Genomic DNA, 21,223 nt, shown 5'->3' with positions numbered 1-21,223 from the left:
CCAGTAAACACGCGTTTCACTCACCCGACCCAAGGATGTTCGATGTTGCGACACGTCGCCGTTGTGCCGCTTCTGCTGCTCGCCCTGTTCCAGGCTTTGCCCGTTTTTGCGGAGCAGGCTCCCTACCCCTATGCCAGTCCCTACGAGGCCACGATCTTCGGCACGCCGCCGGAGCTGCGCTACGACCTGGGCGAAACGCCACGGCCCGAAACGCTCTCGATCCGCGCCGAGGGCAGGGTCATCCCGGACGTATTCTCCTACAGCGCGGCCATGGAATATTCGCTGCTCCTGCAGGACGGCCCCGCGCCGCTGGTCTTCCTCATCGCGGGCACGGGCGGGCGCTACGACGAATCCAAGATGCAGTTCCTGCAACAGCTTTTCTTCGACGCGGGGTTCCATACGGCCTGCATCGACTCGCCCACGCAGTTCCAGTTTCTGGTCAGCGCTTCCAGGCGCGGCATCGCGGGCTACGTGCCCTGGGACGTGGACGACCTCTGGCGGGTCATGGGCCTGATCCGGACCGAGGCGGAGTCGCGGCGACAGGTCACGGGCTACCGGCTGGCGGGCTACAGCCTGGGCGCGCTGCACGCGGCCTTTCTGGCCGAGCGCGACTCCCACGCGCATGTCTATGATTTCGAGCGCGTGCTGATGCTCAATCCGCCCGTGGATCTCTACAGCTCGGCCCTGAACTTCGACTCCTGGCTGGGAAACGGCGAAGCGGGCATGGCCAAGGCCGAGGCGGCCATAGGAACCTTCATCCGCGAGTTCACGGAGTTCTACAAGGCCAACGACCTCGGCGACCTGGACAGCGAAGCCCTGTTCCGCTTCTTCGACACGCTGCACATGAGCGAGGAGCAGCTCCAGGCCCTGATCAGCTCCAGCTTCCGGCTGACCTGCGCTTCCATGTCCTTCACCTCGGACGTGCTCCTGCGCGCGGGCTATCTGGTGCCCCCGGACAGGGAGCTGTCCCTGTACGACCCGCTGCTGCCCTACTTCGACGCGGCCAGCCGCCTGACGTTCGAGCAGTACGTCAAGGAGTTCCTCCTGCCCTACGTGCAATACGTCGATCCAGCGGCCACGCTGGCCACGGTGCTGCACGAGTGCAGCCTGCGGAGCATTGCCCGTTTCCTGCGCGCAGCGGACAACGTCTTCGTGCTCGGCACGGAGGACGATCCCATTCTGGACCCGGACGAGCTGGACTTTCTCAAGGCCACATTCGCGGGACGCGCGGAATTCTTCAAGCATGGCGGCCATTGCGGCAATTTCCAGTACGCGCCCTTTGCGCGGCGCATGCAGGAAATGATGGGCGCGCCCGGCAAGGCGGCGAAAACGCCGCAGGCACGCAGCGGGAACGCCGAAGCGGGCAAGGAGGCGAGCCGTGTCTAGCCGCGTCCGCCTGACCATGCCCAGCCCTTCCCCGGTCCGGCCCCGGCCCGGCCTGCTCCGTGCGGCGCTGCTCCTGGCGGTCCTTCTGTGCGCGGGCTGCGCCGCGCGGGTCCAGGTTCCGGAGCTGGCTCCCGGCCCGGCCGCGCAGAGCGGAACACAAGACCGCGCCCCCTTCCGCACGCCCGTTTCCCACGTGGTTTCGGAGCAGGCCGCGCAGCATCCAACGCGGGATTCCTTCCTCTACGTTCCCGACCCCCTGGAACGGATGAACCGGGCCATCTACGAATTCAACGCGAACTTCGACGAAGCCGTGTTCCTGCCCCTGGTGCGCAGCTACGAATTCGTGCTGCCCCAGGGCGTGCGCGACGGCGTATCCAACGCCATCGACAACCTCAACGAGGTGCCGACCCTGCTGAACTGCCTGCTCCAGGGCAAGCTGCGCAAGAGCGGCGTCACCCTGGGACGCTTCGTGATGAACTCCACCCTGGGGGTCGCCGGCTTCCTGGACCCGGCCTCGGACATGGGCATTGCCCGCCAGGACGAAGACTTCGGCCAGACCCTCGGCGTCTGGGGCATGGGCAAGGGGCCATACGTGGTCCTGCCGGTGTACGGCCCGTCCAACGCGCGCGATACCCTCGGAACCGCCGTGGACATGGTCTTCAGCTATTACGAGATGGAGATGATCTACGACGCCGCGGACGCGGGCGACCGCAACCCCGTGCGCCAGGCGAACACCGTGGTCCGCGCCGTGGACAAGCGCGCGCGGATGCCCTTCCGCTACCACAGCACGGGCACGCCCTTCGAGTACGATTTCCTGCGCTTCCTCTACTCCAAGAAACGCGACCTGGACGTGGAGAAATAGCTGCTCTCCTGCCGGGTCTGACCGGAATAGTCCGCTGCGGCCCGGCGGCAAAGAAAATCAATACATAGACATATAATCATATTTAAAGCGCGCCGCCGCTTTCACCATTCGCAGCTGCCCGGATGGAGCCCGTCCGGCAGCAGAGGAATGCGCTTGCCTGCGCGGCTCCCCCGCGCTAGCCTGCGGGCATGAATTCTTCCTCCCCCACCCTTCCCGGACTTCCCCTGGACCGTTTCTTCGTCAAGCTCCCCTACTCCCGGTTGATCAAGGGAGCGCTGGAACTCTTCGTCCAGCGCGGCATGCGGCCGGAAATATGCTTCGACGCCGCCCAGGCCGAGCAGCTCGAACCTTCCGACCTGCGCCCCGCAGCCGAGGCCCTGGCAAAACGCGGACTGCCCTGCACGGTGCACGCGCCCTTTCTCGGCCTGAACTTCGGATCGCAGGACGAACGCGAGCGCAGCCGGGCCCGCACGGCCCTGGAGCGGACCCTGCGGCTCTGCGAAACGCTGCGGCCCGTCTGCGTGGTGGTCCACGGCGGGCAGCCCGAATACATGACGGATGCGCAGTACGCGGCCTGGAACGAGCGGGCGCTGCCGCTGATGGATTGGACGGCCCGGACCGCGCGGGACCAGGGTACGAGGATCATGCTGGAGAACATCTGCCACGAACGCCCCGGCCAGCTCGCCCCGCTCCTCGAGGCGCTGGACGGCAAGGCGGGCTGGTGCCTGGACGCCGGACACATGCACGTCTTCGGCAGGACGCCGCCGGAGGACTGGGTGCGGCGGCTGGGCGCGCGCCTGGGCCAGATGCACCTGCACGACAACGACGGCACGGCGGACCAGCACAAGGGAGTGGGCCAGGGGCGCATCGATTTCGCCCGGCTCTTCGACGCGCTGCTGCGCAGCCATCCGGACACGCCGCGTCCCGTGGTCACCCTGGAAGTGAATTTCGAGAGGGATGTGGAAACGAGCCTGAAGACGCTCGGCCCGGTCTGGCCCTGGGACCGGGGCTAGTCCCCGGATTTGCGGGCCGCGAACCGCCAGCGGCAGTCGTAGTCGCGCTCCGTGTCGTCCGGGGGCGCATGCACGCATTCCACCCGCACGGAAGGCGCGGCCAGCTCGGCGAAGCGGCGGTATTCCCCGCCGTGCATCTCCCGGCAGGCATACGGTCCCAGGCCGTGCTTGCGGCGGCCCGCCTGGGCCGGGCAGGAACGCACCGTGACCGTGAGCGCGTCCTCCTCTTCCTCGACCTGATACTCGACCATGGGCGACCAGCAAAGATATTCGTAGGCTTCCCAGAAGCCGCGAGGCGAGTCCTCGAACGGGCCGAACCGTTCCACGATGTCGCGCGCGGCCAGAGCGCCGACCTTGTCCCAGACCAGCTCGTTGATCTTCTCGGCCTCGGCCAGGCCGTGGCGCTGCTCCACGTTCAGGAACCAGAAGGCGTCGCAGATGCGGATCTGCCAGAGCAGGGTCGAGACGTATTCGCGGACCTGGTACTTGTCCATGTCCTCCAGAAGAAAGAGATCGAACTCAGGCGCCATGGGCGGGATGCTCCGTTTGGTCGGCGGCGATGCGCCGGAAGGGGTTGCCGTCGGGTCGGGTCAGGTTCCGGATTCTCGTCGGGGCAAGGATCAATGGTCCTCGCCGCGCACGGGGCCGCGCGTCTTCTTGATGGAGGCGCGGCGTTTCTTGGCTTCCACCCGCTTGCGGCGCTGGCCGCCGGGGACGCGGGGCCGGATTCGCTCCAGCACCGGGGTCAGGGCCTCGTCCACAAGGCGTGCGAAACGGCGCAGCACTTCCTCGCGGTTCTGTTCGAAGCTGCGGTGCACCTGGCAGCTCAGGGTCAGGCAACCGTCCTTGCCGATGCGCCTGCGCAGCTTGCCCTTCAGGATCATTTTCTGAAACGGGGTCAAGGCGCCGCTGCGCTCCAGGTCGAAACGCAGCACCGCCTTGGTGGCCGTGGTGTTCACGTGCTGGCCTCCCGGCCCGGACGAGCGCACCGCCGATATCCTGATCTCCTTGAGAGGAATGGAGAGCCCTTCGGAAACGTACAGCATGGCCGCAGGGATACCAGATTCCCCGGCGATTGATAAGCCTGGAAAAGGCATGCCTCCGGCGGCAGAAAACGGATGCCGCACTGCGCGGGGAGCGCGGCGCGCGCTTTCCATCCGGCGCGGAATCCGCTACAACCGCGCAAAACCACACGCGCCTTGAGCGACGGAGGAAAAAGATATGAGCAATTGCGCCTGCGGAAGCGGCAAAGCCCTTGCCGAATGCTGCGGACCCTACATCGAAGGCGCTGCCGACGCCCCCACGGCCGAGGCCCTGATGCGCTCCCGGTACACGGCCTACGCCACGGGAAAGCTCGAATACCTGCGCGACACCCTGCTGCCCGAAGAGCGGGAACAGTTCGACATCGACTCGGCCCGGAAATGGTCCGAAAGCGCACAGTGGGACGGCCTTGAGATCGTGGCCACCGAAGACGGCGGCGAGAGCGACGAGGCCGGGAAGGTGGATTTCATCGCCCGCTACACCCAGTCCGGCATGCGCCAGGCCCACCGCGAGCTGGGCACCTTCCGCAAGCTGGAAGGCAAGTGGATCTACGTGGACGGCGAGGTGCGCGGCGAGCCCCAGCGCCGGGCCGAGCCCAAGGTCGGCCGCAACGAGCCCTGCCCCTGCGGCAGCGGCAAAAAGTACAAGAAGTGCTGCGGAAAGTAGCCGACGGACCGGAACAGAAAGCGAAAAGGCCGGGAAGCGACACGCTTCCCGGCCTTTTGCATGCGCTCCCGCGCCCTAGCGCAGCCCCTCGAAGCGGATCTGCACGCCTCCGCAGTAGGTCCAGCGGTCTTCGGGAAATCCTTCGGTGATGCGCACGGGCAGCTTGGCACCCAGGCTCAGGCCGTTGCGCCGGACGTATTCCTCGTCCGGCAGGCCGCCCGCGCCCAGCGTCAGCATGAAGGGGGTGGTGCGCCGCCGCACCGCGCTGTTTTCCGGGGCTGCGTCGCCCACGATGCGGAACTCGACCACGAACGGCCGCGCCCCTGCGCCGCCGGGACTGCCGCCGCTGTTCGGCGGCGCTGGCTCGCTGCGCACGATCTCGGCCACGTCCTGCCAGGTCTGCGCGGGGCAGGCCGAGTCGCCGGGCGCGTAGCGCTGGGCGCAGCCCGTGGCCAGCCAGCAGAGCAGGAGCGGGACCAGCACGCCGCAGGAGCGCCGAAAAAGGGAAAAGCCGTATTGGGCAGCCGCGCGCGGCCCACGCGAGGCCGCCCGCCGGGCCGAGCCTTGCCGCGGCAGGAGCTTCACGCGGTGATTTCCTGCGCGGCCTTCTTGATGCCGTTCTTGTCGATGCCGAGCATGGCGCGCAGTTCCTTCTGGGTTCCGTGCTCCACGAAATGATCGGGCAGGGCCAGCCGCTTGATGCGCAGGCCGTCCAGCATGTCGTTGTCGGCCAGGGCTTCGAGCACGGCCGAGGAGAAGCCGCCCTGGGCCGCGTTCTCTTCCACGATGACGATGCGCTTGAAGCGCGCGGCCAGCTCGAGAAGCTGCTCCACGGGCAGCGGCTTGACGAAGCGGGCGTTGAACACGGCCATGTCCGGCCCGCCGTTCTCGGCCAGCTCCAAGGCCGCTTCCAGCGAGGGGTAGACGCGCGAGCCGAGGGCCACGATCAGGCCGTCCCTGCCGTCGCGTTCCAGTTCTCCGCGTCCCAGCTCCAGGGGCCGCATCTCCGGCTCGACGGCAACGCCCGCTCCGGTGCCGCGCGGGTAGCGCACGGCCACCGGCCCCTGCACGGCAAAGGCCGTGGCCATCATCCGGGCCAGTTCGTTCTCGTCCTTGGGGGCCATGAGCACCATGTTCGGGATGTGCCGCAGGAAGGAGAGGTCGAAGGCCCCGTGGTGGGTGGCGCCGTCCGCGCCCACGAGCCCGCCCCGGTCCATGAAGAACTTCACGTTCAGGTTCTGGAGGCAGACGTCGTGCACGATCTGGTCGTAGGAGCGCTGAAGGAAGGTGGAATAGATGGACACGGCGGGCTTGAACCCGCGCGTGGCCAGGCCCGCGGCAAAGGTCACGGCGTGCTGCTCGCAGATGCCCACATCCACGAACCGTTCCGGAAAGCGGCTGCGGAAGCAGTCCGTGCCCGTGCCTTCGGGCATGGCCGCCGTGATGGTCACGATCTTCTCGTCCTTCTGGGCCAGGGCGCAGAGCGTCGCGCCGAAGACCTCCGTGTAGGAGGCCCAGCCGCCGGGCGCGGGCTTGGGGGCGAGCCCTGTTTCGGGCATGAACCGGCCCACGCCGTGGAAATAGGTCGGGTTGTCCTCGGCGGGCTTGTAGCCCTTGCCCTTCTTGGTCATCACGTGCACCAGCACGGGCGTGTTGATGCGCTGGACCTGCTCGAAGGTGTCCACGAGCGCGCCGATGTCGTGCCCGTCGATGGGGCCGACGTAGTTGAAGCGGAAGGCCTCGAAGAGCATGCCCGGCGTGAAGAAGCTCTTGACCGAGTCCTTGCCGCGCTTGGCCCAGTGGTGCAGCTCGTCGCCGATGCGCGGAATGTCCTTGATGCGCCGCTCCACGTAGTCCTTCCAGCGCACGAACATAGGGGCCGAGACCGTGCGCGAGAGGAAGCGCGAGAGCGCGCCCACGTTGGTGGAGATGGACATCTCGTTGTCGTTGAGCACCACGATGAAGGGGCGCTCCAGGTCGCCCGCCTGGTTCAGGCCCTCGAAGGCCAGCCCGGCCGTGAGGGAGCCGTCCCCGATGACCGAGACGACGTTGTAGTCCTCCCCTGCGAGGTCGCGCGCCGTGGCGATGCCCAGGCCTGCGGAGATGGACGTGGAGGAATGGCCGACCCCGAAATGGTCGTAGGGGCTTTCGGCCATGCGCGGAAACCCGCTGATGCCGCCGAACTGGCGCAGGGTGTGGAACCGCTCCAGCCTGCCGGAGAGGATCTTGTGGGCGTAGGCCTGATGGCCCACGTCCCAGACGATCTTGTCTTTCTCGAAATCAAAGGCCCGGAAAAGCGCCAGGGTCAGCTCCACGGTGCCCAGGTTCGGGGCGAGGTGGCCGCCGGACTGGGAAACCTGGGAGATGATCACCTCCCGAAGCTCGGCGGCCATGACGTCCAGCTCGGACAGGGAAAGCCGGCGCACGTCCGACGGACGTTTCACGCCCGGCAACAGCTTGAGATTCTTGAAATGGCTCATGGGGCTCCGCTGCTCTGTCACTGGACCCGTTCGACGATGTAACGGGCCAGCTCCTCTAGAAATTCGCGTTCCGGCCCGGCATAGGGCTCCAACTGGCGCAGGGCCTCGGCAATGTGGTCCCCGGCCATGGCGCGGCTGCGGTCCAGGCCCACGAGGCTCGGATAGGTGATCTTGCCGTTGGCCTCGTCGCTGCCCACGGGCTTGCCCAGGCTGGCCTCGTCCCCGACCACGTCGAGCACGTCGTCCACGATTTGGAAGGCCACGCCGATTTCCTTGCCGTAGGCCGTTGCCCGGCGCAGATCCTCCAGGGGCGCGCCCGCGAGGATCGCGCCGCAGGCGCAGGAAGCCGTGAGCAGCGCCCCGGTCTTCATGGCGTGCATGGCGCGCAGCTCGTCCAGCCCCGTGTCCTTCCCGCCGGTCATCTGCATGTCCAGCGCCTGCCCGCCGACCATGCCTTCGCAGCCTGCGGAACGGACCATCATGCGCATGGCCTGGAGCACGACCGTGGAAGGCAGGCCCCGTTCCAGGGCCGCGTCGAGCATGAAGCCGAAGGACTCCGTGAGCAGGCCGTCCCCGGCGAGAATGGCCGTGGCCTCGTCGAAGCGCTTGTGGTTCGAGGGCCGTCCGCGCCGCAGGTCGTCGTCGTCCATGGCGGGCAGGTCGTCGTGGATCAGCGAGTAGGTGTGGATCATTTCCAGGCTGGCCGCAAAGGGCAAGGCAGCGTCCGCGTCCCCGCCCAGCAGGCGCACGAAGGAAAGCAGCAGCACGGGCCGCAGCCGCTTGCCGCCCGCCATGAGGCTGTATTCCATAGATTCCCGCAGACGCGCCGGAAAGCCGCGCCCCTCCAGGCATCCGCAAAGGAATCCGTCCACTTCCCTGGCCCGCGCGGCCAGCTTGTCCTTGATGCCGTTCTGCTTGCTCATTCGCCGTCCCCGCTGTCCGCGTTTTCGTCGAAAGTCGTCAGAAGCTCCCGCCCCACCAGCCGGACCTCGTTGCGGGCCGCTTCCAGCCGCGCCGAGCAGTCGCGCGCCAGGGCCAGCCCTTCCTTGTAAAGCTCCACCCCGCGTTCCAGCGCGGCGTCGCCTTGTTCCAGCTCCTCGACAATGGCCGTGAGCCTTGCGAGCTTGTCTTCGTAGGTCGCTTTCGCTTTCGCCATGCCCGTTCCCCTATTCCAGCAGCGCGTCCGCGTCGGACGAAACCAGGGTCTGCGGATCCACCATGAGTCCCTGCACGGCCACGCCGAAGTGCAGATGCGGCCCGGTGGCCCGGCCCGTGGCCCCGGCCAGCCCGACCACGTCGCCGCGCTGCACGGTTTGGCCCACAGTAACCTTTAGCTTGGAAAGATGAAAGTACATGGAGACCACCCCGTTGCCGTGATCGACGTAGACGCTATTGCCCGCGTAGTAGTGCTCCTCCGCGAGCACGACGACGCCGTCCGCGCAGGCGTGCACGGGCTCGCCCAGGGCGGCGCGCATGTCCAGCCCCCGGTGCGGGTTCTTGGGCTGGCCGTTGAGGATGCGCCGGTAGCCGTATTGGCTGGTGACGATGCCGGGCACGGGGCTGAGCATGGGCAAGGCCCAGCGCCGCTCCGGGCTCATGGTCGCCAGGGCCGCGGCCACGTGCTTGCGGTCCTGGGCGATACGCGCGCCCTCCGTGGACGGCGCCGTGACCATCTTCTGCTCCAGGGTCAGGCGCTGTTCCGGATATTTCTTGCTCTTCACGGCCACGGGCCGCTTGAATTCGCGCACCTCGCCGTCCACCCGCGCCGAAACCTCGAGCTCCTGCATGCCCGGCTTGGAATGCAGCACGTCCGTGCCGAGCAGGGCCAGGGCCACGTACTTGCCGTTCCAGACGCCCACCGAGGGATGCACGGTCTTGCCCTGCCAGCGGACCTCGACCTGGTCCAGGGGGCGGCTGGACGTCAGGCGCACGGCAAAGGGCTGGCCCAGGGCCACGTCGGTCGGATGGGCCAGGACGAAAATCTCTTCCTGCGCGGCGGCCGAAGCCGGGGCCGGGGTCTGGGCCGTGTCGGCAGCCGGGACGGGCTCTTCCGCGGCTCCCGCCCAGACGGGCAGCGCCAGCGCAACAAGCAGGAACAACAGCGATTTCAAAAAATGTCGCACCGCGTCAATCTCCTCATGGCCGCAACGCGCGGCCTTGCGAATTCCGTTTCAAGGGGCGCGTCACTCGCCGCCCGTGTCCTTTTTCTGTTCTGGTCCGGCCTGTTCGGCCTCGGCCAGGACCACGCCGTCGCGTACGCGGATTTCCAGCCGGTCCCCAGGCGCGACCTCGCGCCAGGAACGCAGAAACCGTCCGTCCTTTTGCATCCGCACCAGGCTGTAGCCCCGTTCCAGGGGCTTTTCCGGGTCCAGGGCCGCCAGCCGCGCCTGGAGCACGTCCCGCTCGCGGCTCCGCTGGGCGAGCAGCCCTTCGGCCGCGCGTTCCAGCCGCAGGACCGTCTCCCGCAGGGGCCGCCCGCGCTCGCGCAGCCGCTGGTCGCCCTGGGCGCGCTCCAGGCGCAGGGCCACGGCGCGCAGCCGTTCCCCGCGCAGCTTGAAAAAACGTTCCCCGGCCTGATCCAGACGCCGCCCGGCCTGCTCGAATCCCTGGGACAGCCGCTCCAGACGCTGCGCCGGAGAAAGCCAGGCCAGGGCCTTTCGCAGCCCGGCCAGCCGTTCGTCCCGCGCGGTCAGGAGCGCTCCGAAGGCCCGGCCAAGGCGCATCTCCAGCCCGTCCACCTCCTGGACGAGGCTGCTGCGCCGGGGCCAGAGCAATTCCGCCGCATGGCTCGGCGTGGCGGCCCGGCGGTCGGCCACGTAGTCCGCGATGCTCACGTCCGGCTCGTGGCCCACGCCCGTGACCACGGGAATGTACATGCCCACGATGGCGGCGGCCACCTCTTCGGTGTTGAAGGCCCAGAGATCCTCCAGGGAGCCGCCCCCGCGCACCAGGACCGCGACTTCGGCCCAGCCGTCCGCCTTGACGCGGGCCAGGGCCTCGGCGATCTGGGCCGGAGCCTGCTCGCCCTGCACGAGGGTCGGGTGGATGCGGATTTCCGCGCCCCAGCCGCGCTCGCCCGCAAGGCGGAGAAAATCGCGCACGGCCGCGCCGCGAGGCGACGTGACCACGGCCACGCGCCAGGGGTGGCGCGGCAGCGGCTTCTTGCGGGAAGGATCGAACCAGCCCCGCGCCTCCAGGTCGCGCTTGAGCGCCTCGAAGGCCATGTGCAGATCGCCCACGCCCTCTTCCTGGACCAGTTCCGCCACGAGCTGGTACACGCCGCGCCGCTCGTAGACGTTGAGCCGCCCGGCGCAGAGCACCTCGCGGCCCTCCTCCAGCCGGGGCGCGCTCTCGCCCGCACCCGCCTCCAGCACCTCGCCCGTGGCCGGGTTCACGGCGCCGCCGTCCTCCCCGCGCTTCCACTGGGCGGACTTGAACCAGACCACGCCGAGCACGCAGTCGCCGTCCGTCAGGGTGAAGTAGAGATGCCCGCTGGCCGGGCGCGAGACGTTGGCCACCTGTCCGCGCACCCAGACGAACGGGAATTCCGTCTCCAGGACGTCCTTGACGGCGCGGGTCAGCTCGGCAACGGTGAGTATCGTGGGCATGGCGATCCCCATACCACGACTTGGACAAGGGTAAAACCTCGGAATGCGCACTCCGGATCGGCGGATCGGGCGCAGCCCCGCCGCTGTCGGCCTATTCCGGCTGAATGTACTGGTCGCCGGGCAGAAGCGGCTTGTCCCAGAGCCGGTGGTCGCCGTCCGGCAATTGCTCCAGCTCCTTCTGCTTGTACTGCTGGCGATTGAGCCTGTAATGCTCCCAGAACCGCGGGCCGACCTCGTAGACCTCGTCCGTTTCCGGGTTGTAGACCCGGTCGCGTTCGAGAATCGCGTCGCTGCGCTTCTCGGCCATGATGTCGTAGCTCCGGTTGCGGCTCTCCCAGCCCTGCATGATCATGTCCGAGCTTTCGGCGAGGGTCCGCCCGGCCGAGGCCACCGCGCCCCATGCCTGGCCCGAGGCCTGCATGCACTGGCGGGCGTAGTCCGGATTCACGTCGAAACTGCTCAGGCACCGGGTCAGCACGGGCTGCCAGAAGGCGAACTCATCCTTGGCCGCGCTCAGGCCCATGACCATCAGCCCCACGCCCGTGCCGCCCCCCGGCGAGCCCGTGAAAGGCGCGAACGGAGCCACCGTGGCCTGGAAAAGTCCCTCGGCCAGGACGTTTCCCTGCACGAAGAGACCGCGCACAAGCCCGGTCCGCCCGCCCTGCACCTGGCTTTGCAGCGGCGCGGCCCAGACCGGCTCGAACCCGCGCAGGGGCGGAAAATGGGGGACGTATTGACGGGCAAGCCCGGACGCGGCGATGCCTTCGAAGTTGCGGAAAAGATTCTCCGGCGTCAGCGGCGCGACCACGGGCATGTCCAGCCAGTTGAGCATGCCCTGGTAATAGCCTGCCACCTGCTGGTCGAGCTGCTTCTGATCCCCGCTCATGTAGAACGGTCCCACGGAACCGAAAAAAAAGAATTGCCGGGCTGGGGCAGTCGGGTCGTAGACCAGAAATCCCAATTCCGAGCACTGCCCGCTGACGAGCACCTTCCAGCCCTGGGGTTTGCTGAGCTGGAAGCCCGGCCCCTGCCAAAGCTCCAGCACGGGACTCGCCGCTCCCGCCGGCGCAGGCGGAAGAATCCAAAGACAGCAAAGCAGCACAAGAACGCCGATTCGACGCATGGCACGCCTCCCCAAAGGACCGCAAGGCCCGGATTCGTTTTCCGTCCCCCCGACCATGTGGATTAGCGCGCGCCGGGAAAAGCGTCAAACCCTTGATGCGCTTTGCCGCCCGCATTTCGATTCCGTCTCGGACATGGACCACCTCTCCGTGAACATTGCAAAAATTGCCATGTCCGAGAATACGGGATATGGGGCGGGCAGGAGGAATCATGAACACCTTCATCGTCGTCGCCGTGATCCTGGCCAGTTCCGCCGTCTGCATGGGCCTTTCCCGCGTGCTGCTCACCGGCACGGAGAGCCGCGCCAAACGCCTGGGCATCAGCGCGCTCTGCCTGCTGCTCGGAGCGGTTCTCGCCGTGGGCGGGCTCAAGTACGTCGTGCCCCTGTTCTCCGGCGGCTCCTCCATTCAGACGAACCAAAGCGAGCCGGGAACGGAAGACGGCGGCAACGAACTCGACCGCCGCATCCGGGCCGAGGTGGACAAGGCCTGGTCCAAGCACCGCTTCTTCGCCCTGCTCGAAGAGGCCGACCCGGCCGCGGCGGACAGGGTCCGCGCCCGGCTGGCCGACATGGCCCGCCACGCCCTGGAAACCGGCGGCGAATTCCTGGTCACGGACATGGCCTTGATCGGCGAGACTGCGGCCGAGGCCGCCATGCCTCTGATCGACAAGGCCTCGGACCTCTCCGTGTCCCACTTCGCCGAGGTGGCTCTGGAGCAGATGCACGCCCTGCGCGACCAGGATCCCAAATATTGCCTGCTGTTCCTCTTTCCCCAGGCCTTTGCCGGGGAGCGCGTGCCTCCGAACATCTCCGGCCTGGACAACAAGCGCGTTCTCGACGTGCTGGCCGAGGTCATGGACAGCGCCCTGCACGAACCCCAGGCCCCGCCGTCCAGGGAACGGGCCAACGAGGCCCTCAGCCGGACCCTGAACACGCTGCTGCCCCGGCTGGAAGCGCGCTACAAGGGCCGCGAACCCGTTGTCGCGGCCTTCGCGGCCATGTCCGACCCGCGCCTGATGCCCAAGGCCGACCACGCCGTGGTCGCGGACGTGGCCATCAGCTTTTACGAGGAAATCATGAAGCTTCCGCTGGAGGAACGCAGCCAGGCCCTGCGCCTGCTCTTCGCCGGACCGGGCGCGGCGCGCTGACGCACCGCTCCGGGGCGTGGATGGGGGGCTAGAAGTACCCCAGCGAACGCAGGGTATCGAGCTGGGCTTCCTTGTCCGCGGCGCGGCCAGAGCGTTCGCCCCGGCCCGAACGCGAGGTGCAGGGCACGCAGCCCAGGGAGCGGTAGCCCTGGGCGTACAGCTCGCAGAAAGGCAGGTTCCGGCCGGTCAGGTAGGCCCAGATTTCCATCTCGCTCCAGTCCAGGAGCGGATTGCACTGCGCATAGACGCATCCTTGCCCCGCCTCGCGCGGCTCCAGGGCCGCGCGCGCGGCCCGGCTGGGATGCTCGTCGCTCCGCAATCCGGAAATCAGAACGGCCAGCCCCTGCTCCCGCACGACCCGTTGCAGAGGCAGCACCTTGAGGTCGCGGCAGCAGGCCACCTTGTCCACGGCCACGGCATAGCCCCGCAGCTCCATTTCCGGCCGGGCCACGGTCAGATCCAGTTTCCACTCCCGCGCCCAGCGGTCCCGGAACGCGACCACCTCCGGAAACTTCAGCCCGGTATCCACGGAAAGGACGCGCGCGGCCGCACCAGCGCCGCACCCGGCGAGCGTCCGCCGCCAGAGATCCAGGGCCACGGTGGAATCCTTGCCCCCGGTCCAGGCCACGGCCACCCGCTGCGGCCCATGCGCGCGGCAAAGCCCGTTCAGAAGGTTCAGGGCCGCGTCGATCTTTTCGGAAAGGGGGCGTGCCGACGTCATGCGGGCTGTTTCTTGCTCTTTTGCATCATGTAATGGAAGAAGGTCTGGACGTAGCGGCCGGAGACCACGTCCGGCAGGGCGAAGAACATGGCCGCCTCCGCCGGGAACTCGGACGTGAAGGAGAAGAACAGGTCGCGGGAGCCTTTGTCCAGCTCCGGCGCGAGCAGGTCTTCCCACAGCTCGTTCGCGACCTCCTCGGAAAGCTCGAACGAGCGGCATTGCAGCGGGCGGTACGGGAAGATGGAGCACTGCCCGTCCACCGAAAGGGGGCAGAGCGCCCCGGCCTCGGCGAGGCAGACCTCGCGGCCCTCGTGCCGGGCCTGTTCGGCGCGCTCCTTGCCCGCGGTGGCCACGGCCCGGCCGATGGCGTCGAGCCGCTCCTGGCTGGTCAGCTGCGCGTTGATCTTGTGCGCCACATAGACCGCCTCCACAAGGCTCAGCCGGACCGGAGTATGGCAGCAGCGGTCGTGGTTCAGGCCGCAGCGGCCCTGGGCCTTGCGCTCGGCGGATTCCGACGCCTCGTAGTCGAAGAGATCCTCGGCCCGCCGCACCAGCGCCTCGTAGTCCTGGAAGTACGGGGCGAGATCCACGAGATGCTTGAACTCCAGGGAAGGCTCGCGCAGGGTCAGCTTGCCGCTCTTGCGGCCGTACTTGCGGATGGCCCACCACTGGTCGAAGTTGGCCGGCTTGGAGCGCAGCCCCCGCAGGGTGCGGCCCGCGAGCTTGTGGCCCAGGCCCCGGCGCAGCAGGTAGGCGTTGAGCACCGTGCCGGTGCGGCCGATGCCGTGGCGGCAGTGGATCAGCACGCGCTTGTCCAGGTAGATGGACTCGTCCAGCCATTCCAGGGCTTTTTCCAGCTCGGCCAGGTCCGGGGCCTCCTCGTCGTGCAGGGGCATGTAGTAGACCTCGAAGCCGTGCCCGGCCTCGATGTCGTGCAGGTCGCAGAACTCGCCGCAGAGATTCAAAATGGCGTCCACGCCCTGCTCGTGCAGGGAGTCGAGCTGCGCCACGGACATGGGCGCATATCCCACGGCCAGATGGTCCGTGACCCAGTCGAGCTTGTATGCGGGCTTGTTCTCGGCCATGCGCGCCTCAGTATTCGTTCCCTGCGGGCGGATTCAGAAATTCCTCCACCAGCCGCTCCACGTGGCGCTCGTCCTCCAGGCCCATGTCCATGAGCCGGGTGCGGCCAAGAATACGGCCGAGCAGGAAGAGCTGCTTCTGGGTCGCGGCTTCGCTCCGGCCCCCGGTGGCCGCGTCGAGCAGGTCGCCGCGCACGCGCACCTTCCAGCCCTCGGCCTCCAGCACGCGCTGCAGGAAGAGCAGGCGCAGCTCGCGCTGGTGCATCAGCCCGCCGCCGCCCTTGAAGCGGAAATTGACGTAGTTCTTGCGCGCGTCCGGCCCGCAGAGCGCGTCCACCTGGGAAAAATGATAGCCGAAGCGGACCATGAGATGGGCGTAGTCCTCGGCCACCACGGCGTAGCTCGCCAGGAGCGCGGAGTCGTGCTTGAAGATGCCCGCGCTGACCCGGTCGAACTCCTCCCAGTCCATGTGCGTGAGCCCGTCGTGCCAGACCACTTCCTTGTCCGAAAGCCCCTGCCAGAGCGACCACATGGGCGGGCTTTTGATGTCGTCCGGCGTGACCGTGTCCTTGTCCTTGGCCTGGTCGAAAAAGCCGCCCCCCACGTCCAGCAGGTACATGACCAGCGGCAGGCCGGACTCCAGCTTGCGCGCCGCGCCCAGGCCGCGCCCGCCCCTGCCCACGAGCAGAAACATCTCCGAAACGGCCTTCTCGTGGCAGAAGCGCACGATGTCGTGCAGGGAATGGCACTTTTCAGGTGAAAACTCAGGGGATTCCGGATCCGTGAGCGTGAGCCGGGCGATGTGCGGCATGACCTGCCGCAGCCGCTCCAGGGCCGGGCTGGAACGCGGGGCCTTTTCCTCCGCGAGGAGCAGGCTCTCCACCAGCCCCTCGTAGACCGAGCCGGTGTCCGCGTCCATCGTGACCTCGCCCCCGGCGGAAAAGCGCTCGAAGGCGTCCTCCACGCCCACGAGCACGGGCAGGCCGAATTCGCGCGCCACCGAGGCGAAGTGGCTGGCCCGGCTGCCCGCCTCGGCGATGACGCCGCGGATCTTGCCCACGGCTCCGGCCAGGGCCGGGTCCAGCGCGCCGACCACGAGCACGGCGTCGCGGGGGATGTCCTCCAGGGTGTGGCCCGGCGGAACGAAATGAAAGACCCGGCCATGGGCCGCGCCCGCGGAAGCGCGGCTGGCGTCCGCGAGCAGAAGCCGGGCGTCGGGCGGGGCCGGCCTTTCCGGTGCGGAGGCGATCCTGTGTCCCCCGCCCAGGGGCCGGGATTGCAGGATGTGCAGCTTGCCCTGCTGGTCCATGGCCCATTCCACGTCCTGGGGCTCGCCGAACATCTGCTCCAGCTCCAGGGCCGCCTTGGCCACCTCGGCCGCCTGCTCCGGGTCGAGCACTGCGGACTCGCCGGGCTCCTGCACGAGCAGCGGGTCCGCCTCGCGGGTCAGGCAGTAGATTTGCGGAACGGACTTGCCGCCCACGAGATTTTCGCCCACTCCGGGCACGGCGTAGATGGAGAGCATGCCGCAGACGGCCTGGGTGCGGTCCATGTCCAGGGTGTAGACCACGCCGGCGGCCCGCGCCTCGACAACGGGCATGACCAGCACGGCCATGGGCGTCTCCACGTCGCTGAGGCCGTTGAGAATGCGGTAGGTCACGGCGCGGGGCGCGTATTTCCCGGCCAGCACGCGCTTGTAGGCTTCCAGGGTCAGGGCCGGGTCCACGGGCAGGATGCTCTCGTACTGCCCGGCAAAGGAGAGTTCGCCGTCCTCGGCCACGGCGCTGGAGCGCACCGCCAGCGCGCCGCCCTCGCCCGCGAGCTCGTGCGCGCGGCGCTCCATTTCCGAAGCGATGGGGGGCGGCACCGAGCCGGACAGCACCAGCGTGCGCATCTCGGCGCAGAGCCGCTCCAGCTCGGCCGGGCGGGACAGCTCGACCCTGCCGAGCAGCTCGTCCAGCTCCGGGCGCAGCCCGTTGGCTTCAAGATAGTAGTTGAAGGCGTTGGACGTGACCACGAAGCCCGGCGGCACGTTGAGATAGGTTTCGGCGGCCATGAGCCCGGCGTTGCGCGCCTTGCCCCCTGCGAGCAGGGGCACGTCCGCGGCCTCCTCCAGCCCGATGACATGGGGCGGGGCAATGGCCGGGTCGGGCATGTCCATGCCCATGCTCACGTAAAAGCGGAATTTGTTGTAGTAGTCGGGCAGGCCCACGTAGCGCGAGGGGCCCATGATCTTCAGCCGCCGGACCATTTCGCCCACGTCGCGTGTCAGTTGGCGGCTCAGCCGGCTCATGCGCGCCCAGTCCGCCTTTTCCCGCCCGTAGGCGATCTCCTCAAGGTCGGCGATGCCCTCCAGGCAGCGGTCGTCGTACTCCAGCAGCTCCTTGAAGGCGTTGTACTTGCTGCGCAGGAGCGCTCCGGGCGCAAAGACCTGGTAGGTCCAGTGCTTGAAGAGTTCGGCGATGATCACGCGCGCGCACCCGCCTCCCGGCTAGCCTTCCAGGACTTCGGCAACCTTGGCCTCCAGCTCGTCCTTGTCGATGGGCTTGACGCAATACTCGCTCGCGCCCAGGCGCAGGGACTCGCGCGCCGTTTCCAGCGTGGGGTAGCCGGTGAGCATGATGGCCTTGATGTCGGGATTGACCTTCTTGAGTTCCTCGAGCACCTCCACCCCGGTCATCTTCTTGAGCTTGATGTCCAGGATGGCGAGGTCGGGCTTGCTGGTCGCGGCGTGGGCAATGGCCTCCTCCTCTTCGGTGAAGGCGAACACCGTGTGCCCCTTGCGTTCCAGAATGCGCTTGACCAGAATCCCGGCGTCGGAAATGTCGTCCACAACTATGATTTCAGCCATTGTATCCCTTCTGCTCCTCTGCCTCGCGCGCGATGTGCGTTTTGGTGGTTCCTGTGCGGACGGTTCCGGCGGTCCACGGTCCCGGCGCCCCCTGCCGCAGGGCGGGACTCCCCGCCTCGACCATGCTGGCGTGGTCCAGGGGCAGGTCCACGATGAACAGGGTGCCCGGCCCGGCCTCCGGCCGCGAATGGTCCGCGAACTCCTCCGGCGCGGGGCTCTCGGCGCGAATCTCGCCGCCGTGGTCCTCTATGATGCCGAAAGAAACGGAAAGCCCCAGGCCCGTGCCCTTGCCTACGGGTTTGGTGGTGAAAAACGGGTCGAAAACCAGCCGCATGTCCTCTTCGCCGATGCCCGTGCCCGTATCCGCCAGCCAGAGTGTCACTTTTTGGGCCGGGGTGTCCAGCTTGGTCTTGACCACGATGCGCCCGCCCTCGGGCATGGCGTCTCGGGCGTTGTTGAGCAGGTTGATCCAGACTTGCTTGAGCTTTTCGGGATCACCGTAAATGATCGGCATCCGATCGTCGAGCCGTTCCTCGATCTCCACCTTGTCCATCTCGAACGTGTGGCGAACGAGGCTCACGGCCTCCATGACGGAGTTGTTGAAGCACATCTCGCGCTTGACGCTCTCGGCCTGGCGGGAAAACCCGAGCAGGTCGGCCACGATCTTGCGGCAGACCTTGGCCTGCTTGGCGATGGTGGCCAGATCCTGGTGAATCTGGGAATCCTCCTCCACGTCTTCCATGAGCAGCTGGGAATAGCCCAGGATCACGCCCAGGGGGGTGTTGATCTCGTGGGCCACGCCGCCCGCGAGCTTGCCCACGGATTCCATCTTCTGGGACTGGATGAGCTGTTCCTGGTAGCGTTTCAGGTCCGTGAGGTCGCGGTCCGTGCGCAGCAGGCCGGTGATGCGGCCCTCCTGGTCGCGCACGGGGATGCTCACGGTGTGGAACCAGCGGGTGCCCTTGGACGAGACGATCCAGTCCTGGCGGTCCAGGCGGCGGCCCGTCTGGAGGATGTCGCGGCTCTCCAGGTGGCGCTGCTCGGCCATCTCTTCCGGAAAGAGGTCGAAGTCGGTCTTGCCCCGGATGTCGCGCACGTCGCGGCCCACGAACGAGGCGAAGGCCGTGTTCGCGGCCTGGTAGATCATGCGGGTGTCCACCAGGGAGACGAGGTCCGGGGTCACGTTGAGGATCGTGCGCATGAGCCGCTCCTGGTTGGAGAGCACGCGCTCGGCGTCCTTGAGCTCGCTGATGTAGGTCTTCAGGCTCAGGGCCATGACGTCGAAGGTTTCGGCCAGATCCTGAATCTCGTCGCCCGCGTTTTCATGATAGACCGGGCAGTGGCGGCAGGAGTCGCGATAGTTCGAGGCGTCCGGGTGGGCGCAGTCCGGGCAGAGCGTCCCGGCGAGATACCAGCAGCGCCGGTCCCTGTCCTTGTAGGCCGGGCAGGCCTTCAGCCCGCAGTTCATGATCTCCCAGCAGTTCCTGTTCGCGGGCGGGGCCGAGTGCAGGTCCAGGTCGCCCTTGACCATGTTCTCGGCGTGCTCGCGCAATCGGCCGATGCGGCTGGTGACCTTGTTGGCGAAGATGGTGGAAAGGGCGATGGCCAGGGCCAGGGCTCCGCCGGAAAGCGTGCTCATGGTCAGGACGAGATCGTTGACGCGGGCCTGGATGGGCTTGCGCGAAAGCCCCAGGCGGACCTCGCCGAAATTGGCCCCGCCCACGCGCACCGGAGCCGCGAAATCGTCGATGCGGCCCTGGTCGGTTTCCAGGAGCTGGATGCGCGCCTTGGAATCCGGTCCCGCCCGGTTCGCGCCGAGCAGCTCCACGGGAAATCCGCCCTTGAAGGTCTGGGCCAGAACATAGCCGGTCTGGTCGAGGATGAAGGCGTAGATGACCTCGTCCCCCAGCTTTTCGGCCTCGTCGACCATGTTCTTGAGCCGCAGGAGGTCGCCGGAGAGCAGCGGGTCCACGGCGCGCGCGGCAAGGCTCTCGGCCACGGCGGAGCCGCGCTTCTTGCTCTCGTCCAGCAGGGCCGTGGCGGTCATGCGCGCCACCAGCGGGGTGAGCATCACGGTGGTGCAGACCACGATGGCCGAAATGCCCAGCACCAGCTTGGAACGGAACCGCAGACGCGACACGAGCCTCATTCCGTCACCACGCTGGGAAGGGCGCCGTCCTCGGCGAGCTTGCTGGCCAGCTCGCGCACGGCGTCGTAGTCGTCGTCCGTCGCGGGGACGATGCCCCGCACCCCGGCGGCAGAGAGGATGCGCGCGTCGTCGGGCCTGCCCGGATCCAGGGCGAACATGGCCCTGGCCACCTTCTTGACGATGGCCGGGTCGAGCCCCTTGCGCGCGGAATAGACCCAGCCGGGATAGTCCGGCGTCTCGGCCAGCACCCGGATCTTGGAGAGGTCCACCTTGCCAGCGAGAATGTCCAGCGTTCCCTTGCGGATGGAGCCGAGGTCGTAGGCGCCGGAATGCACCGAAAGCACGACCTTCTCCTGCTTGCCGCCCGGTCCGGGCGCAAAGGCCAGCTGGGCGAAGTCGTTCCTGCGGATGCCGTTGTCCAGAAAAAGACCCAGGGGAAAGAGGTAGCCGCCCGCGGAGTTGGCGTCCACGGCGATCCAGCGCTTGCCCCGGCAGTCCTTCAGGGATTTTATGGAGCGGTTGTCCGCGCGGCAGATGATCTGGCCCCGGAAATAGGGCCTGCCGTCCGGCTCCACGATGCGGGCGAAGGCGCGCGCGCCGTCCTCGGCGAGCTGAATGTAGACGAAGGGGTTGGAAAAGGAGATGTCGATCTCGCCGCGCCGGACCATCTCGATATGCTCGTCGAAGGTGTCCGGGAAGATCTGGCGCAGGGGCAGGCCGGTCTCGCGGCGGAGATATTCGAGCAACTGGCGGTGGCGCTCGTAGGATACGGCGTGGGAATATTGCGGCAGGTAGGCGTAGGTCACGGCGTCCTGCCGAGGTTGGGCCGTCAGTTCCTCGCGGTGCGCCAGATTCACGCGCACCGAGGGCTCGTCCTCGCCGCAGCCCGAAGCCCCTGCCAGCGCGAAGAGCGCCAAGGCGAGGAAAAGCCAGCGGGCGGCCCAGGCCGCATTCCGTTTTCGCTGCATTCAGCCCCCTTGATCCCCTTTTGGCCGCGCAGCGCGACGCGCGGGCAGCCGCCGCGAGTCTACCCCAACGGCCGCACCATTCCAACGTATTTTTGACCGCGCGCCGGAAACGTACTATGTTCCGC

General features: G+C 67.6%; 20 protein-coding genes. 5 read left to right on the top strand and 15 right to left on the bottom strand.

The window, feature by feature from the left end:
- Positions 1 to 42 precede the first annotated feature (42 nt).
- The 3 genes from G452_RS17485 (at position 43) to G452_RS0100760 (ending at position 3,261) form a co-directional block, all read left to right on the top strand.
- Positions 43 to 1,386 carry a hypothetical protein gene (locus G452_RS17485; protein WP_022660353.1) on the top strand — a complete coding sequence of 448 codons (1,344 nt, stop codon included), beginning with the start codon at positions 43 to 45 and terminating at the stop codon, positions 1,384 to 1,386.
- Positions 1,379 to 2,248, top strand: coding sequence for an MlaA family lipoprotein (locus G452_RS0100765; protein ID WP_155887447.1), 870 nt, complete (start codon positions 1,379 to 1,381; stop codon positions 2,246 to 2,248). Before G452_RS17485 ends, G452_RS0100765 begins: the two co-directional genes overlap by 8 nt.
- A 188-nt stretch (positions 2,249 to 2,436) precedes the next feature.
- On the top strand, positions 2,437 to 3,261 hold the full coding sequence (locus G452_RS0100760) for a sugar phosphate isomerase/epimerase family protein (protein ID WP_022660351.1): 825 nt from the start codon (positions 2,437 to 2,439) through the stop codon (positions 3,259 to 3,261).
- Here G452_RS0100760 and G452_RS0100755 read toward each other — a convergent pair.
- Positions 3,258 to 3,791, bottom strand: coding sequence for a DUF6125 family protein (locus G452_RS0100755; RefSeq protein WP_022660350.1), 534 nt, complete (start codon positions 3,789 to 3,791; stop codon positions 3,258 to 3,260). The two genes, G452_RS0100760 and G452_RS0100755, sit on opposite strands and share 4 nt — an antisense overlap.
- A gap of 90 nt (positions 3,792 to 3,881) precedes the next feature.
- On the bottom strand, positions 3,882 to 4,307 hold the full coding sequence (gene arfB, locus G452_RS0100750) for an alternative ribosome rescue aminoacyl-tRNA hydrolase ArfB (protein WP_022660349.1): 426 nt from the start codon (positions 4,305 to 4,307) through the stop codon (positions 3,882 to 3,884).
- Between the two features lie 175 nt (positions 4,308 to 4,482).
- Here arfB and G452_RS0100745 point away from each other — a divergent pair, with 175 nt between their 5' ends.
- Positions 4,483 to 4,968, top strand: coding sequence for a YchJ family protein (locus G452_RS0100745; protein ID WP_022660348.1), 486 nt, complete (start codon positions 4,483 to 4,485; stop codon positions 4,966 to 4,968).
- Positions 4,969 to 5,043: 75 nt separating this feature from the next.
- On the opposite strand, the gene G452_RS0100740 is transcribed toward G452_RS0100745, so the two are convergent.
- From G452_RS0100740 to G452_RS20295, 7 genes are all read right to left on the bottom strand, one after another.
- On the bottom strand, positions 5,044 to 5,553 hold the full coding sequence (locus G452_RS0100740; RefSeq protein WP_022660347.1) for a hypothetical protein: 510 nt from the start codon (positions 5,551 to 5,553) through the stop codon (positions 5,044 to 5,046).
- Positions 5,550 to 7,448 carry a 1-deoxy-D-xylulose-5-phosphate synthase gene (dxs, locus tag G452_RS0100735; RefSeq protein ID WP_022660346.1) on the bottom strand — a complete coding sequence of 633 codons (1,899 nt, stop codon included), beginning with the start codon at positions 7,446 to 7,448 and terminating at the stop codon, positions 5,550 to 5,552. Before dxs ends, G452_RS0100740 begins: the two co-directional genes overlap by 4 nt.
- A gap of 17 nt (positions 7,449 to 7,465) precedes the next feature.
- Positions 7,466 to 8,371, bottom strand: coding sequence for a polyprenyl synthetase family protein (locus G452_RS0100730; RefSeq protein ID WP_022660345.1), 906 nt, complete (start codon positions 8,369 to 8,371; stop codon positions 7,466 to 7,468).
- Positions 8,368 to 8,604: an exodeoxyribonuclease VII small subunit gene (gene xseB, locus G452_RS0100725; RefSeq protein WP_022660344.1), complete on the bottom strand. Its 237-nt coding sequence runs from the start codon at positions 8,602 to 8,604 to the stop codon at positions 8,368 to 8,370. Before xseB ends, G452_RS0100730 begins: the two co-directional genes overlap by 4 nt.
- A 10-nt stretch (positions 8,605 to 8,614) precedes the next feature.
- On the bottom strand, positions 8,615 to 9,571 hold the full coding sequence (locus G452_RS17480; protein ID WP_155887445.1) for a M23 family metallopeptidase: 957 nt from the start codon (positions 9,569 to 9,571) through the stop codon (positions 8,615 to 8,617).
- Positions 9,572 to 9,631: 60 nt separating this feature from the next.
- Positions 9,632 to 11,056, bottom strand: a complete 1,425-nt coding sequence (xseA, locus tag G452_RS0100715) for an exodeoxyribonuclease VII large subunit (protein ID WP_022660342.1) — start codon at positions 11,054 to 11,056, stop codon at positions 9,632 to 9,634.
- 91 nt (positions 11,057 to 11,147) lie between these two features.
- On the bottom strand, positions 11,148 to 12,179 hold the full coding sequence (locus G452_RS20295; protein ID WP_155887443.1) for a hypothetical protein: 1,032 nt from the start codon (positions 12,177 to 12,179) through the stop codon (positions 11,148 to 11,150).
- Positions 12,180 to 12,388: 209 nt separating this feature from the next.
- Between G452_RS20295 and G452_RS0100705 the strand changes: the two genes are divergently transcribed.
- Positions 12,389 to 13,327, top strand: coding sequence for a hypothetical protein (locus tag G452_RS0100705; protein WP_022660340.1), 939 nt, complete (start codon positions 12,389 to 12,391; stop codon positions 13,325 to 13,327).
- A 28-nt stretch (positions 13,328 to 13,355) separates the two neighbouring features.
- On the opposite strand, the gene G452_RS0100700 is transcribed toward G452_RS0100705, so the two are convergent.
- From G452_RS0100700 to G452_RS0100675, 6 genes are read right to left on the bottom strand one after another with little or no spacing between them, the layout of a single operon-like run.
- Positions 13,356 to 14,048 carry a phosphoadenosine phosphosulfate reductase family protein gene (locus G452_RS0100700; protein WP_022660339.1) on the bottom strand — a complete coding sequence of 231 codons (693 nt, stop codon included), beginning with the start codon at positions 14,046 to 14,048 and terminating at the stop codon, positions 13,356 to 13,358.
- Positions 14,045 to 15,133, bottom strand: coding sequence for a protein-tyrosine phosphatase family protein (locus G452_RS0100695; protein WP_022660338.1), 1,089 nt, complete (start codon positions 15,131 to 15,133; stop codon positions 14,045 to 14,047). The genes G452_RS0100700 and G452_RS0100695 overlap by 4 nt, the downstream gene beginning before the upstream one ends.
- Before the next feature lie 7 nt (positions 15,134 to 15,140).
- The gene (locus tag G452_RS0100690) at positions 15,141 to 17,600 is read right to left on the bottom strand and encodes a PEP/pyruvate-binding domain-containing protein (RefSeq protein ID WP_022660337.1); all 2,460 of its coding nucleotides are present in this window, start codon (positions 17,598 to 17,600) and stop codon (positions 15,141 to 15,143) included.
- Between the two features lie 21 nt (positions 17,601 to 17,621).
- Positions 17,622 to 17,981, bottom strand: coding sequence for a response regulator (locus G452_RS0100685; protein ID WP_022660336.1), 360 nt, complete (start codon positions 17,979 to 17,981; stop codon positions 17,622 to 17,624).
- Positions 17,974 to 20,130 carry an ATP-binding protein gene (locus tag G452_RS17465; RefSeq protein ID WP_081650408.1) on the bottom strand — a complete coding sequence of 719 codons (2,157 nt, stop codon included), beginning with the start codon at positions 20,128 to 20,130 and terminating at the stop codon, positions 17,974 to 17,976. Before G452_RS17465 ends, G452_RS0100685 begins: the two co-directional genes overlap by 8 nt.
- Complete coding sequence (locus G452_RS0100675; RefSeq protein ID WP_022660334.1) at positions 20,127 to 21,098, bottom strand: phosphate/phosphite/phosphonate ABC transporter substrate-binding protein; 972 nt, start codon at positions 21,096 to 21,098, stop codon at positions 20,127 to 20,129. Before G452_RS0100675 ends, G452_RS17465 begins: the two co-directional genes overlap by 4 nt.
- Positions 21,099 to 21,223: the final 125 nt, after the last annotated feature.

It is taken from the genome of Paucidesulfovibrio longus DSM 6739, from assembly GCF_000420485.1.
GTDB classification, from domain to species: domain Bacteria; phylum Desulfobacterota; class Desulfovibrionia; order Desulfovibrionales; family Desulfovibrionaceae; genus Paucidesulfovibrio; species Paucidesulfovibrio longus.
This window is presented reverse-complemented; position numbering and strand designations above follow the sequence as displayed.

Coding starts and splice junctions, on each gene's coding strand:
- G452_RS17485 (WP_022660353.1), top strand. CDS start 43: ATGTTGCGACACGTCGCCGTTGTGCCGCTTCTGCTGCTCGCCCTGTTC.
- G452_RS0100760 (WP_022660351.1), top strand. CDS start 2,437: ATGAATTCTTCCTCCCCCACCCTTCCCGGACTTCCCCTGGACCGTTTC.
- G452_RS0100755 (WP_022660350.1), bottom strand. CDS start 3,791: ATGGCGCCTGAGTTCGATCTCTTTCTTCTGGAGGACATGGACAAGTAC.
- arfB (WP_022660349.1), bottom strand. CDS start 4,307: ATGCTGTACGTTTCCGAAGGGCTCTCCATTCCTCTCAAGGAGATCAGG.
- G452_RS0100745 (WP_022660348.1), top strand. CDS start 4,483: ATGAGCAATTGCGCCTGCGGAAGCGGCAAAGCCCTTGCCGAATGCTGC.
- dxs (WP_022660346.1), bottom strand. CDS start 7,448: ATGAGCCATTTCAAGAATCTCAAGCTGTTGCCGGGCGTGAAACGTCCG.
- G452_RS0100730 (WP_022660345.1), bottom strand. CDS start 8,371: ATGAGCAAGCAGAACGGCATCAAGGACAAGCTGGCCGCGCGGGCCAGG.
- xseB (WP_022660344.1), bottom strand. CDS start 8,604: ATGGCGAAAGCGAAAGCGACCTACGAAGACAAGCTCGCAAGGCTCACG.
- xseA (WP_022660342.1), bottom strand. CDS start 11,056: ATGCCCACGATACTCACCGTTGCCGAGCTGACCCGCGCCGTCAAGGAC.
- G452_RS20295 (WP_155887443.1), bottom strand. CDS start 12,179: ATGCGTCGAATCGGCGTTCTTGTGCTGCTTTGCTGTCTTTGGATTCTT.
- G452_RS0100705 (WP_022660340.1), top strand. CDS start 12,389: ATGAACACCTTCATCGTCGTCGCCGTGATCCTGGCCAGTTCCGCCGTC.
- G452_RS0100700 (WP_022660339.1), bottom strand. CDS start 14,048: ATGACGTCGGCACGCCCCCTTTCCGAAAAGATCGACGCGGCCCTGAAC.
- G452_RS0100695 (WP_022660338.1), bottom strand. CDS start 15,133: ATGGCCGAGAACAAGCCCGCATACAAGCTCGACTGGGTCACGGACCAT.
- G452_RS0100685 (WP_022660336.1), bottom strand. CDS start 17,981: ATGGCTGAAATCATAGTTGTGGACGACATTTCCGACGCCGGGATTCTG.
- G452_RS17465 (WP_081650408.1), bottom strand. CDS start 20,130: ATGAGGCTCGTGTCGCGTCTGCGGTTCCGTTCCAAGCTGGTGCTGGGC.
- G452_RS0100675 (WP_022660334.1), bottom strand. CDS start 21,098: ATGCAGCGAAAACGGAATGCGGCCTGGGCCGCCCGCTGGCTTTTCCTC.